At 75.4% G+C, this 12,885-nt stretch carries 8 protein-coding genes; 4 read left to right on the top strand and 4 right to left on the bottom strand.

The features are described 5' to 3' along the window. Nucleotides 1–155: 155 nt before the first annotated feature. The 3 genes from ABDB74_RS13995 to eat all read right to left on the bottom strand — a co-directional run bounded on the left by ABDB74_RS13995 (nt 156) and on the right by eat (nt 7,031). Complete coding sequence (locus ABDB74_RS13995; RefSeq protein WP_346619280.1) at nt 156–4,673, bottom strand: HAD-IC family P-type ATPase; 4,518 nt, start codon at nt 4,671–4,673, stop codon at nt 156–158. Between the two features lie 110 nt (nt 4,674–4,783). Further along, nucleotides 4,784–5,569 carry an FCD domain-containing protein gene (locus ABDB74_RS13990; protein WP_346619278.1) on the bottom strand — a complete coding sequence of 262 codons (786 nt, stop codon included), beginning with the start codon at nt 5,567–5,569 and terminating at the stop codon, nt 4,784–4,786. A 10-nt stretch (nt 5,570–5,579) separates the two neighbouring features. Continuing rightward, the gene (gene eat / locus ABDB74_RS13985) at nt 5,580–7,031 is read right to left on the bottom strand and encodes an ethanolamine permease (protein ID WP_346619277.1); all 1,452 of its coding nucleotides are present in this window, start codon (nt 7,029–7,031) and stop codon (nt 5,580–5,582) included. 235 nt (nt 7,032–7,266) lie between these two features. Between eat and ABDB74_RS13980 the strand changes: the two genes are divergently transcribed. Genes ABDB74_RS13980 through ABDB74_RS13965 form a run of 4 tightly spaced genes read left to right on the top strand, consistent with a single transcriptional unit; the run spans nt 7,267 to nt 11,490 of the window. Then, nucleotides 7,267–8,631, top strand: a complete 1,365-nt coding sequence (locus tag ABDB74_RS13980) for a glutamine synthetase family protein (RefSeq protein WP_346619276.1) — start codon at nt 7,267–7,269, stop codon at nt 8,629–8,631. A 19-nt stretch (nt 8,632–8,650) separates the two neighbouring features. Further along, nucleotides 8,651–9,331 (top strand): gamma-glutamyl-gamma-aminobutyrate hydrolase family protein, encoded by a 681-nt coding sequence (locus ABDB74_RS13975; protein ID WP_346619275.1) that lies wholly within the window; start codon nt 8,651–8,653, stop codon nt 9,329–9,331. A 24-nt stretch (nt 9,332–9,355) separates the two neighbouring features. After that, complete coding sequence (locus tag ABDB74_RS13970) at nt 9,356–10,723, top strand: aldehyde dehydrogenase family protein (protein WP_346619273.1); 1,368 nt, start codon at nt 9,356–9,358, stop codon at nt 10,721–10,723. A 2-nt stretch (nt 10,724–10,725) separates the two neighbouring features. Beyond that, on the top strand, nt 10,726–11,490 hold the full coding sequence (locus ABDB74_RS13965; protein WP_346619271.1) for a 3-oxoacyl-ACP reductase: 765 nt from the start codon (nt 10,726–10,728) through the stop codon (nt 11,488–11,490). On the opposite strand, the gene ABDB74_RS13960 is transcribed toward ABDB74_RS13965, so the two are convergent. Beyond that, nucleotides 11,477–12,826 carry an AarF/ABC1/UbiB kinase family protein gene (locus ABDB74_RS13960; protein WP_346619270.1) on the bottom strand — a complete coding sequence of 450 codons (1,350 nt, stop codon included), beginning with the start codon at nt 12,824–12,826 and terminating at the stop codon, nt 11,477–11,479. The genes ABDB74_RS13965 and ABDB74_RS13960 overlap by 14 nt on opposite strands. Nucleotides 12,827–12,885: the final 59 nt, after the last annotated feature.

Raw genomic sequence — 12,885 nt, 5'->3', positions numbered from 1 at the left:
CCGGTCGGCGGCGACCGAGGGATCACGCCGCTCGACGATCCGGCCGGCAGCCGCGCTCCAGCAGGCCGGCGGTGAGGTCATCCGGGACAGTCTGTCTCTGCCCACCACCGATGGGCAGAGACAGACTGTCCGGGAGCAGCAGCCCTGCCGGGGCTCTACGACGCGGCGGGTTCGGGCGCCTTCGTGCTCGGCGACCGCCGGCGGGCGACCAGGGCCGGGACCACCTCGGCGCCGGCCGCGCCGGCGACGGCGCAGCCGAGCACGACCGCCCACGAGAGCGGGTCCAGCGGCGTGCAGCCGAAGAACTGGCTCAGTCCGGGGATCTGCACGGTGGCCACCAGGACGACGAGGGAGCCCGCGACCGTGGCCAGCACGAGCGGGCTGCGCCGGCCCGACCACGCCGTCTGCGCCAGTTGGGTGGCGATCAGCGCGGCCAGGCCCATCGTGCTGGCCCGGCCGGGGAAGACCGGGGTGGCTCGGCCGGCGACCCAGGCGGCGGTGGCGCCGGTCGCGGTCGCCGCACCCCGGACAAGTACCATGCGGCGGACCGCCTGGGTGAACCCGCGGTGCGGCCCGGCGAGGAGCACCGCCGCGAAGGGGTGCCCGGCGAGCGGGCCGTCGTCCTCCCCGGTGCCGTTGGTCGACCGGGGGGCGGCGACCGCGACGGCCAGTGCCGGGAACATGTCGGTGAGCAGGTTGACCAGCAGCAGCTGCCGGGTGCCCAGCGGGGCGCGGCCGCCGACGGCGGTGCCGAGCACGGTGAACGTCACCTCGCCGGCGTTGCCGCCGACGAGGATCGACACCGCGTCCCGGACCCGCGACCACATGGCCCGGCCCTCGGCGATGGCGTCGACCAGCCGGGTGAGGTCGGAGTCGGTGAGCACCAGGTCCGCGGCGGTGCGGGCGGCCGGCGACTCGGCGCCCTCCACCCCGACGCCGACGTCGGCCAGCCGGATCGCGGCGGCGTCGTTCACCCCGTCGCCGGTCATCGCCAGCGTCGCCCCGGCGCGGCGCAGCGCGGTCACCAGCGTCACCTTCTGCTCCGGGGTGAGCCGGGCGAAGACGGCGTGCTCTGCGACGAGGCGGGCGCGCTCGGCCTCGGAGGCGCGGGCCAGCCGGTTGCCGGTGATCACCCGGTCGGCGCCGGGGACCCCGGCCTGCGCGGCGATGGCGCCGGCGGTCTCGGGGTGGTCGCCGGTCGCGATGACCACCCGGACACCGGCTGCCCGCAGCTGCTCGACGGCGCGGACCGACGACTCCCGCAGCGTGTCGGCCAGCCCCACCAGCCCGCGCAGGGTCAGCTCGCGCGCCGCCTCGTCGAGGTCGTCGGGGAGGCCGTCGACCGCCCGGTCGGCGACGGCGAGCACCCGCAGCCCGTCGCAGGCGAGCTCCTGCACGCGGTCGCGCAGGTCGGGGGCGTCGGCGCAGCGGCGCAGCACGGTCTCCGGGGCGCCCTTGACCATCAGCCGGCCGTCGCGGACGGCAGTGGAGAAGCCTCGGCCGGCGGCGAAGGGCAGGCTCGCGTCGGGCGGCCCGCCCCAGGCGTCCCCGGCGGCGTCCAGGACGGCGCGGTCGGTCTCGTGGGCCTCGCGGTCGCCGTTGCCCATGCCGGCGGCGGCCAGCCGGAGCAGGTCGTCCTCGCTCCCGCCGTCCAGCGGCAGCAGCCGGGCGACCCTCAGCCGGTTCTCGGTCAGCGTGCCGGTCTTGTCGAAGCAGACGGTGTCGACCCGGCCGAGCGCCTCGAGCACCCGTGCGCTGCGGACCACGGCGCCGCGCCGGGACAGCCGCCGGGCCGCCGCCTGCTGGGCGACCGTGGCGACCAGCGGCAGCCCCTCGGGCACCGCCGCGACCGCGATCGCGATCCCGGCGGCGACCGACTCGCGCAGCGGGCGGCGCCACAGCACCCCGAGCAGGGCGACGACCCCGCCGCCGGCGAGGGTGAGCGGCAGGACGGCGCTGGTCAGCTCGGCCAGCCGGGCCTGGACGCCGGCCGGGGGAGCGGCGCCCCCGGCGGCGCGGGTCGCCCGCCCCGCCTGGGTGGCCTGCCCGACGGCGACGACGACGGCCCGCCCGGTGCCGGCGACCACCGTGGTGCCGTCGAAGAGCATGCAGGTGCGGTCGGCAACCACGGCTCCGGGCGTCGCCTCGACCGACTTGGCGACCGACAGCGACTCACCGGTGAGCCCGGACTCGTCGACCTCCAGGTCCGCGGCCTCGAGCAGCCGGGCGTCGGCGGAGACGAGGTCGCCGGGCCGGACGACGACGACGTCGCCGACCCGCAGCTCGCTCGCCGGCACCTCCTCCGGTTCGCCGGCGTCGGTCTCGCGGCGCGCCGTGCGGTCCTGCTCGAGCAGCAGCGCCTCCAGCGCCGTCTCCGCGCGGAGCCGCTGGAGCCCGCTGACCAGCGCGTTGATCACGGTGACCCCGCCGACCAGCACCGCGTCGGTGAACTCCCCGAGCAGCGCGGTGGCCGCCGCCCCGGTGGCCAGCACGGGGGTGAGCGGATCGGCGAGCTCGGCGGCGACCGTCTTCCCGAACCGGGCCGGGATGCGGAGGGCCGTCGGCATCTCCCGGGTGGAGCGCGGCTCGGGCTCCGGCGCGACGTCGGCCAGCCGGCGCAGCACCTCGTCGGGATCGAGGGCGTGCCACGGCGTGTGCACGGTCGGTGCCGGCACCGGGCGGCGGCTGACCCGGACGGCGGTCCAGGTGCCCGCCGTCATCGTGCTCACCGTCGCCCACTTGCCGGGCGTGGTGGCCCGGCGCTGGCCGACGCGGGGGTTGCCGACGGCGGCCAGCAGCCCACCGAGGGCGTTGCCGGTCAGAGCGGTGCGCACCGCCCGCCGGCTCACCGCCTTCGCGTCGGCGGTCGCGGCGACGACGCGGCAGGCGTCGGCCAGGCCGGGGGGCGTGATGAGGTCGGCGCCCCAGGCGGGCGCGCGGCCGTCGGCGACGGGGGCGACGGCGACGTCGGCGGCCAGCAGCGCGGGGCCGTCGGTGGCGGAGACCACCAGCACGCCGTGGCCGTCGGACTGCAGCCGCCGGACGGTGTCGACCAGGTGCTCGTCCGCGGGCGGCGTCTCGTGGGCCGCCCCGGCGATCTCCCCGGCGCTCACGTGCGGGGTGAGCACCAGCCGGCAGCCCGCCTCGACGGCGGCGGTCAGCAGGGCCTCGGCGTGCGGATCGAGCCCCGGGGCCACGACGACCGTGCCGACCCGGCGGCGGCCCTGCAGCAGCGAGCGGACCTCCCCGCCGGGGGCCTCGGCCGAGGTGCGCGGCGGGCCGAGCCGGACCTTCCCGCCGTCGTCGGTGCTGCCGCCGCCGAGCAGGCGGGTGGCGGTGGTCCAGACGTCGGCGTCGCTCCAGGCCTCGCCGGTGGCCTCGACCACCTCCGGCCGGCCGGTGCACAGCGCGCCGCCGTCGACGACGACGGTGTCGATGCGGTCGAGCCGGCGGTAGGCGGAGCCGTCCATCGGCAGCACGCCCCGGCGGGCGAGCAGCAGGCCGAGGGAGGCGGCGAAGGACTCGCGGCCCTGCGTGGCGGCCTTGTGGCCGAGCGCCTTGAACAGGTCAGCGGAGCGGCCGGGGCGGCGGGTGAGCGGCAGCAGCGCGAGGGCCGCCGCGAACTCGGTGGGGCCGAGCCGGTCGAGGTAGACCTCTACGGGGCCGCGGGGCAGGGGAGCGGGGCGGGGGCCGAGCGGAGGAAGGGGCTCGGCGGCGTCGTCGTCCGGCTCGGGCAGGCACAGCTCCCGCTCGCGGCGGCACCAGACCTGCCGGCGGGCGCGCACCTCCAGGGCCCGCTGGACCGCGGCGGCGGCGTTGATCGCGGGCACGGTCGGGCTCTGGGTGAGGGAGTGCAGCAGCGCGCTGGCGCCCTCGAAGACGAGGTCGGTACCGACCGGGCCGATGCGGTCGGAGAGGGCCCGCTTGAGCCACCGCTGGCTGTCCAGCACCGCCATGACGAGGGTGGCGTGCCGGGTGAGCGCGGGGATCGGCAGGTACTTCGCGGCGGTGGCCACCCCGACCGCGGCGGTGTCGATCGCGGCGGAGACGGCGGCCGCGAGCAGCGGCTCGAGGTCGGCCGGGTGGTCGGGGCGCTGCGGGAAGACGTGGGTGCCGCCGCGGGCCTGCTCGATCTCGGTGACGACGCCGATGACCTCGTCGGGGGTGATCCGCCGGTCGTCGACCGCGATCAGGACCCGGCCGACGACGTCGTTGACCGTCGCCCACTCGACGCCCTCGAGCCGCTCCAGGTGGCGGCGCAGGGCGGAGCGGGCCTCGGCGGGCTCCTCGTCGGCGGGGGCCTCCAGCTCGATCTGGAGGCGGTCGCGGTCGGCCCAGACCCGGCGGGTGGAGCGCAGCTGCGGCGGCTCCAGCATGCCCTTCACGGTGTCGACCAGGTCGTGCAGGTGTCCGCCGGGGAGCGGGTCGCCGCCGGTGACCAGCGTGCCGACCGACCGGGCGCCGTGGACGACGGCGCGCCTGGTCAGCTCGACCGACCCGCCGGCGAGGTCCACGCCGGTGCGGGCGACCTTCCTCGGGATGCTCGCCGACGCACCCAGCAGGCCGGCGCCGGCCAGCACCGGGACGGCGGCCAGCGCGGCCACGCCCGTGGCGAGGCTCGTGGCCTCGGAGGCGGCCCTGCGGGCGGACCCGAGCCGGTCGAGAAAAGTCATCACACCCCCGTGACGCCGGTCACACGAGGCTACGCCGACGCGTCCGTCCCGGCCGCTCGGTGCCCTGACCCCGGCCACCTCGGAGGTCCCGTGCAGGGCGGCCGCCGCGGTCAGGTGAGGAAGCCGCGCAGCAGCGCCGCGGTGCCGGCCAGATGCTCGGCCATGGTCCTCCGGGCGGCGTCCAGGTCGCCGGCCAGGATCGCGGCGACGATCGCCGCGTGCTGGCGGTCGGAGTGCTCGATGTTCGGCGCCAGCAGCGGGATCTCGTCCAGCAGCTCGTTGACGCGGGACCGGACGTCGACGACCGCCGTCGTCAGGGACGGTGAGCCGGCCACCTCCGCGATGGCCAGGTGCAGCCGGGAGTCCAGGCGCCGGTACTCCGCCAGGCCGGTGCCGGTGCACTCGGCCAGCCGGGTGGAGAGGTGCTCGCGATCGGCGCGGGTCAGCGACCGGGCCGCGGCGGCCTCGGCAGCGCCCGATTCGAGCACCTGCCGGAAGGCGAGGACGTCGTCGATCTCCGCCGCGGAGCGAGCGCCGGGGGCGAGCCCGGAGCCGTGCGGCGGGACGGCGACGACGAACGTGCCGCCGTAGCGGCCGCGCCGGGACTCCAGATATCCGGCGGTCTGCAGGGTGGCCAGCGCCTCGCGCAGCGTCGCCCGGCTCACCCCGAGGCGGGCGGCGAGCTGGCGCCCGGGGGGCAGCCGCCCGCCGGGGGCGACGACGCCGAGCCGCAGGGTGGACAGCAGCCGCTCGACGGTCTCCTCGAAGGCGTTGCCGCCGCGGATCGGGCGGAACAGCACCTCGTCGGCGCCGCGGACGGGCGGCTCGTCACCACCCGTCCGCGGCGGGGTCGTCGGCCCGCCCGGTGGGAGCTCGTCCCGGCCGGCCACTGCCACGGTCCGCACGTCAGTCGCCGGCGAGCTCGGCCTCCGCCCGGCTGATCGCCTCGAACTCCTCCTCCGGGGCGTTGGCGACCAGGCGGTGCCGGCTGTAGAACCAGAAGTAGGCCAGCGCGGCGACGAAGATGGCCGCGGTGATCCCGGCGGCGAGTTCGTCGACGAAGAAGGTGGACACCACGGCGGCCGAGGCGAGCACTAGGGCGGTGCCGGTGGTGAACACGCCGCCCGGCGTCCGGTACGGCCGGTGCAGGTCGGGCTCGCGCTTCCGCAGCACGATGTGCGACAGCGTCATGAGCACGTAGGAGACCGTCGCGCCGAACACCGCGATGTTGATGAGCAGTGCGCCGTCCTGGGTGATGGCGGCGAGCAGGAAACCGATGGTGCCCGGCACGATCAGCGCCAGGTACGGCGTCCGGCGCGAACCGGTGCGCGACAGCCAGCGCGGCAGGTAGCCCGCTCGCGAGAGCGCGAACATCTGCCGCGAGTAGGCGAAGACGATCGAGAAGAAGCTCGCCACCAGCCCGGCCAGCCCCGCGTAGTTGACGAAGTCCGCCATCCAGGTGTTGCCGCCGTAGGCCTCGCGCAGCGCCAGCGGCAACGGGTTGTCCGAGTCCGCGATCGCGGCGGCGCCGGCCCCACCGGGTGCGGTGACCAGGATGAGCGCCGCGAAGACCAGCAGCACCATCATCGCGGCGATGATCCCGCGGGGCATGTCCCGCTGCGGGTCGCGCGACTCCTCCGCGGCGAGCGGCACGCCTTCGACGGCCAGGAAGAACCAGATGCCGTAGACGAAGGCGGCCAGCACGCCGGCGAAGCCGAACGGGAGGAAGTCGCTCGCACCCGCGGCGGCGGTCGGCTCGATGTCGAAGAGGTTGGCGGCGTCGAACTGCGGGATCATCCCGATGACGAACACGGCCAGCGCGACGACGGCGATGGCGGTGATGGCGAACATCAGCCGCAACGCCTCGCCGACGCCGTACAGGTGGATGCCGACGAAGATCGCGTAGCAGACCAGGTAGACCGGCCAGCCGCTGGTCAGCCCGAAGAGGCCGAGCGCCTCGACGTACCCGCCGATGAACACCACGATCGCGGCCGGGGCGATGACGTACTCGATGAGGATCGCCGTCCCGGTGGCGAAGCCGGCCAGCGGGCCCATCGCCCGGCGGGCGAACCCGTAGCCGGCGCCGGCGACCGGCAGCGCCGAGGCGAGCTCGGCCAGGCCGAAGACCATCGCGGTGTACATGATCGCCATCAGCACCGTGGCGATGAGCAGGCCGCCCCAGCCGCCCTCGGCGAGGCCGAAGTTCCAGCCGGCGAAGTCACCGGAGATGACGTAGGCGACGCCGAGACCGGCGAGCAGCACCCAGCCGGCGGCGCCCTTCTTGAGCTGGCGCTGCTGCAGGTAGTCCGCGCCCATCTGCTCGTAGTCGGCACCGTGGACATGTCGGCGATCGGCCATGGGCTCTCCCGGCTGTGGGCCCGGCCGGCGGCCGGGCAATGGGGCTCGAGGTGGACCTTTGGAGCGGATGCGTGGCCGGAAGCGTGGTGGGCGGCCGGTGCGGTGTCAAGGGTCGGCGCGACCGGCGTTGACGTCGCACCCGCCGGCCTGTTCCATGCACTCCTATTGGGCCACGACTGGCCCGTTGCAGGCTGCGGCCGTCCCCGGGGACGGCGGCACCGCCCGAGGAGGCGACGTGGAGCGACCCGCGGCACCGCTGTCAGTGGACGAGCTGCGCAGGCTCGTCGAGCGCGGCGACGTCGACACCGTGCTCGTGGCCATGACCGACATGCAGGGCCGGCTGCAGGGCAAGCGCTGCGGTGCCCGGTACTTCATGGAGGAGGTGCTGCCGCACGGTGCCGAGGCGTGCAACTACCTGCTCGCCGTCGACGTCGAGATGAACACGATCCCCGGCTACGCCATGACCTCCTGGGAGTCCGGCTACGGCGACTTCGCGCTGCGCCCCGACACCTCGACGCTGCGGCCGGTGCCGTGGCACCCGGGGACCGCGATGGTGCTGTGCGACATCGAGTGGCTGGACGGCCGCCCGGTCGCGCCGTCCCCGCGGCAGGTGCTGCGGCGGCAGCTGGACCGGCTGGCCGAGCACGGCCTCACCGCGCACGTGGGCACCGAGCTCGAGTTCTTCGCCTTCGCCACCAGCTTCGAGGAGGCCTGGCGCCGCGGCTACCGCGACCTCGAGCCGGCCAACCAGTACAACGTCGACTACTCGCTGATCGGCACCGGCCGGATCGACGGGCTGCTGCGCGACATCGCCCGCGGGATGACCGGGGCGGGGCTGTACATGGAGTCGATCAAGGGCGAGTGCAACCTCGGCCAGCACGAGATCGCCTTCCGGTACAGCGACGCACTGACCACCTGCGACAACCACGTCGTCTACAAGACCGGCGCCAAGGAGATCGCGGCGCAGCACGGCATGAGCCTGAGCTTCATGGCGAAGTTCGACGAGCGCGAGGGCAACTCCTGCCACATCCACCTGAGTCTGCGGGGCCGGGACGGCCGCTCCGCGATGGCCGGGGACGGGGAGCACGGCTTCTCGCCGCTGATGGAGCACTTCCTGGCCGGCCAGCTGGCCTGCCTGAGCGAGCTGACGGCGCTGCTGGCTCCGAACGTGAACTCCTACAAGCGGTTCGCCGAGGGCAGCTTCGCGCCCACCGCCGTGGCCTGGGGCGTGGACAACCGCACCTGCGCCCTGCGCGTCGTCGGGCACGGCGAGTCGCTGCGGTTCGAGAACCGCCTGCCCGGCGGCGACGTCAACCCCTACCTCGCCGTCGCGGCGCTGATCGCGGCCGGGCTGCACGGTGTGGAGAACGAGCTGCCGCTGGAGGAGCCGGTCACCGGCAACGCCTACGCCTCGGACAAGCCACGGGTGCCGTCGACCCTGCGCGACGCGGCGGCGCTGCTCGAGGGCAGCGAGGTGGCCCGCAAGGCGTTCGGCGAAGAGGTCGTGGACCACTACGTGCACGCCGCCCGCACCGAGGTGACCGCCTTCGACGCCGCGGTGACGGACTGGGAGCGGGTGCGTGGCTTCGAACGCCTCTGACCGGCGTCCGCGGATCGGGGTGACGACGTACCTCCAGAACGCCCGCCACGGGGTCTGGGACCACGAGGCCGCGGTGCTGCCGCGCTCCTACGTCGACGTCGTCGCCCGGGTCGGTGGCTCGCCGCTGCTCCTGCCGCCGGTGGACGAGGTCGATCCCGACGTCCTCGGCGTGCTCGACGGCCTGGTGCTCAGCGGCGGCGGCGACGTCGACCCCGCGCGCTACGGCGCCGAGCCGCACCCGCGGACGGGCGGCACGTCCGCCGTCCGGGACACGGCCGAGGAGACGCTGCTGCGGGCGGCGCTCGCCGCCGACGTCCCCGTGCTCGGGGTGTGCCGCGGCATGCAGGTGCTGAACGTCGCGCTGGGCGGCACGCTGGTGCAGCACCTGCCCGACGTCGTCGGCCACGAGGGGCACCAGCCGGCGCCGGCGACGTTCGGGACGACGCGGGTGCGGCTCGACGAGGGCAGCCTGCTCGGGGGCGTCTTCGGCGGCGAGACCGAGGTGCACTGCTACCACCACCAGGCGGTGGACGTGCTGGCGCCGGAGCTGGTGGCGGTCGGGCGGGCGCACGACGGGACACTGGAGGCCGTCGAGCTGCGCGGGCCACGGTTCGCCGTCGGCGTGCAGTGGCACCCCGAGGTGGACGGTGACGACTGCCGGCTGTTCCAGGCCCTGGTCGACGCCACCGCCCCGGCCTGACGTTCCGCGACACGAGAGGACGACGTGACAACCATCCAGCTGGTCAACCCGGCCGACGAGCAGCTGCTGCAGGAGGTGGCGCTGACGTCGGCGGCCGACGCCGATCTCGCGATCGAGCGGGCCGCTGTTGCCCACGCGTCCTGGCGGAAGGTGGCGCCGGCGGACCGGGCGCGGCTGCTGCGCCGCTTCGCCGCCGCGGTCGACGCCGACGTCGAGCACCTCGCGTCGCTGGAGGTGCGCAACAGCGGGCACCCGATCGGCGCGGCGCGGTGGGAGGCCGGGCACGTCCGCGACGTGCTCGAGTACTACGCCGCGGCGCCGGAGCGGCTGTTCGGCCGGCAGATCCCGGTGGCCGGCGGGGTGGACGTCACGTTCCAGGAGCCGCTCGGTGTCGTGGGCGTGATCGCGCCGTGGAACTTCCCGATGCCGATCGCGGCGTGGGGCTTCGCGCCGGCGCTGGCCGCGGGCAACTGCGTGGTGCTCAAGCCGGCCGAGATGACCCCACTGACCGCGATGCGGCTGGGCGAGCTGGCGCGCGAGGCCGGGCTGCCGGAGGACGTGTTCCAGGTGCTGCCGGGCAAGGGCTCGGTGGTGGGGCAGCGGTTCGTCGACAACCCCCTGGTGCGCAAGGTGACCTTCACCGGCTCGACGGCGGTGGGCAAGCAGGTGATGGCCGGCTGCGCCGCGCAGGTCAAGCGGGTGACGCTGGAGCTCGGTGGCAAGAGCGCCAACATCGTGTTCGCCGACGCCGACCTGGAGAAGGCGGCGGCCACGGCGCCGTACGGCGTCTTCGACAACGCGGGGCAGGACTGCTGCTCGCGGTCGCGGATCCTGGTCGAGCGGTCGGTGTTCGACCGGTTCCTCGAGTTGATGGAGCCGGCGGTGACCGGGCTGCGGGTGGGCGATCCGGCCGACCCGTCGACCGAGATGGGGCCGCTCATCTCCGCCGAGCACCGGGAGAAGGTGGCCTCGTACGTGCCGTCCGACGCGGCGGTGGCGTACCGGGGGAGCGCGCCGTCCGGCCCCGGGTTCTGGTTCCCGCCGACGGTGGTGACGCCGTCCCGGCCGGACGACCCGGTGCTGCGCGAGGAGGTGTTCGGCCCGGTCGTGGCGGTGGTGCCCTTCGACGACGAGGACGACGCCGTCCGCATCGCCAACGACTCGGAGTACGGGCTGTCCGGGTCGATCTGGACGCGGGACGTCGGCCGCGCGTTCCGGGTGTCGCGGGGGGTGGAGGCCGGCAACCTGTCGGTCAACTCGCACTCGTCGGTGCGCTACGCGACGCCGTTCGGCGGCTTCAAGCAGTCGGGGCTGGGCCGCGAGCTCGGGCCCGACGCGCTCGGTGCGTTCACGGAGACCAAGAACGTCTTTCTCGCCACGGAGGAGCAGTAGTCATGCAGCGTCTGGAAGGCCGGGTCGCCGTGGTGACCGGGGGTGGCAGCGGGATCGGGCTGGCGTCGGTGCGCCGGCTCGCCTCGGAGGGTGCCCGGGTGGTGGTCGCCGACGTCGACGAGTCGGCCGGCGCCGCCGCGGCCAAGGAGGTCGACGGCCTCTTCGTGCGCACCGACGTGACCAGTGAGAGCGACGTCGCGGCGCTGTTCGCCGCGGCGCACGACACCTACGGATCGGTGGACGTCGCCTTCAACAACGCCGGCATCTCGCCGCCGGACGACGACTCGATCCTGGTGACCGGCCTGGATGCGTGGCGGCGGGTGCAGGAGGTCAACCTGACCTCGGTGTTCCTGTGCTGCAAGGCGGCGATCCCGTACATGCAGCGCCAGGGCAAGGGCTCGATCATCAACACCGCGTCGTTCGTGGCGGTGATGGGCGCGGCGACGTCGCAGATCAGCTACAGCGCCTCGAAGGGCGGCGTGCTCACGATGAGCCGGGAGCTCGGCGTGCAGTTCGCCCGGGAGGGCATCCGGGTCAACGCGCTGTGCCCCGGCCCGGTGAACACGCCGCTGCTGCAGGAGCTGTTCGCGAAGGACCCGGAGCGGGCGGCGCGGCGGCTGGTGCACGTGCCGCTCGGCCGCTTCGCCGAGCCCGAGGAGATCGCGGCGGCGGTCGCGTTCCTGGCCAGCGACGACTCATCGTTCATGACCGCGTCGTCGTTCCTCGTCGACGGCGGCATCTCGGGGGCGTACGTCACGCCGGAGTAGCGGCTCCGCCGTCGTCGTAGCCGGGCAGCCACCGGCGGACCTCGGCGTCCACGGCCACCGTGGCGCCCAGCGAGCACAGGACGCCGGCCAGCCCGGTGGCGACCCGCTGCAGCAGCAGGTGGCGGGGCGGGATGGTCAGCCGGCGCTGGGTGCGGGCGGCGCTGCTCAGCGGGTCGGAGGCTCGCCGGGTCTGCTCCTGGATCCAGCTGCGGGTGAACCGGTGGTCGGGCGTGCGCAGCGGCTCCAGGTACGGGTCGAGCAGCGCCAGCAGGGCGGCCGGGTCGACCGTGCCCGGCTGCAGCAGGCCGGCCGAGACGGCGATGCGGTGCAGCTCCGCCGCGTCGCCGTCCCGGCCCGCGGCCAGCAGCGGGCCCAGCCGGGCCGGCCAGCCGGCCGGCATGGGCTCGACGGCGCCGAAGTCGAGGACGCCGAGCCGTCCGTCGGGCAGCAGCCGGAAGTTGCCGGGGTGCGGGTCGCCGTGCAGCCGGCCGGCGCGCACCGGGGCGGAGAGCAGCAGGCGCACCAGCAGGAGCCCGGCGCGGTCGCGGTCGTCCTGGCTGCCGGCGGCGATGACCTGCGACAGCGGCGTGCCGTCGAGCCAGCGGGTGACCAGCACGACGTCCTCGGCGGCGAGCACGTCGGGGACGGCGATGTCGGGATCGTCGCGGTAGGCGTCGGCGAACGCGGACTGACTCTCGGCCTCGCGGGCGTAGTCGAGCTCCTCGACCAGCCGTTCCCGCAGCTCGGCGATCAGCTCCCGGGCGTCGAGCCCGGGCATGGCGGCGTGGATGACGGGGGCCAGCGGCTGCAGCATGCCGAGGTCGGCGACCAGCGCCTCGCCGGCGCCCGGGTACTGGATCTTCACCGCGACCGGGGTGCCGTCGGACCAGGTGGCGCGGTGCACCTGACCGACGCTGGCCGCGGCGACGTGCCGGTCGTCGAAGTCGCGCAGGTGCCGCTGCCACCCGCCGGGGAAGGCGCGGTCGAGCTGGGCGTGCACCATCGCCGCCGGCATGGGCGGCGCCGCCTCCTGCAGCCGGACCAGCGCCTCGCGATAAGGGCCGACCAGCTGCTCGGGCAGCGCCGCCTCCATCGCCGACATCGCCTGACCCACCTTCATGGCGCCGCCCTTGAGCTGGCCGAGCGTGGCGAACAGCTGCGCGGCGGTGCGCTGCTGCACCTGCGCCGCGACGGCCTCGGCGGGGCGGCCGCCGATCCGTCTGCCGAGCCCGACGGCGGTGCGGCCGGCGTGCGCGGCCGGCAGCGCGGCCAGACGAACCGCCCGCGCCAGGCGGCTCCGCGGCGGCCGGCCGTCCTCCGGGGAGTCGGTGTCCACGGGCGGACGGTAGCGCCGGGGCAGCGGGTTCAGTAGTCGCTGACCCCGGTACGTCGGCG

Origin of the sequence: Blastococcus sp. HT6-4, assembly GCF_039679125.1 — a bacterium.
Lineage (GTDB): Bacteria > Actinomycetota > Actinomycetes > Mycobacteriales > Geodermatophilaceae > Blastococcus > Blastococcus montanus.
The sequence above is the reverse complement of the archived record's forward strand: the minus strand, read 5'-3'. Positions and strand labels throughout refer to the sequence as shown.

Bases quoted from the DNA above. Each gene is read 5' to 3' on its own strand.
- ABDB74_RS13995 (WP_346619280.1), bottom strand. From the start codon at position 4,673: ATGACTTTTCTCGACCGGCTCGGGTCCGCCCGCAGGGCCGCCTCCGAG.
- eat (WP_346619277.1), bottom strand. From the start codon at position 7,031: ATGGCCGATCGCCGACATGTCCACGGTGCCGACTACGAGCAGATGGGC.
- ABDB74_RS13965 (WP_346619271.1), top strand. From the start codon at position 10,726: ATGCAGCGTCTGGAAGGCCGGGTCGCCGTGGTGACCGGGGGTGGCAGC.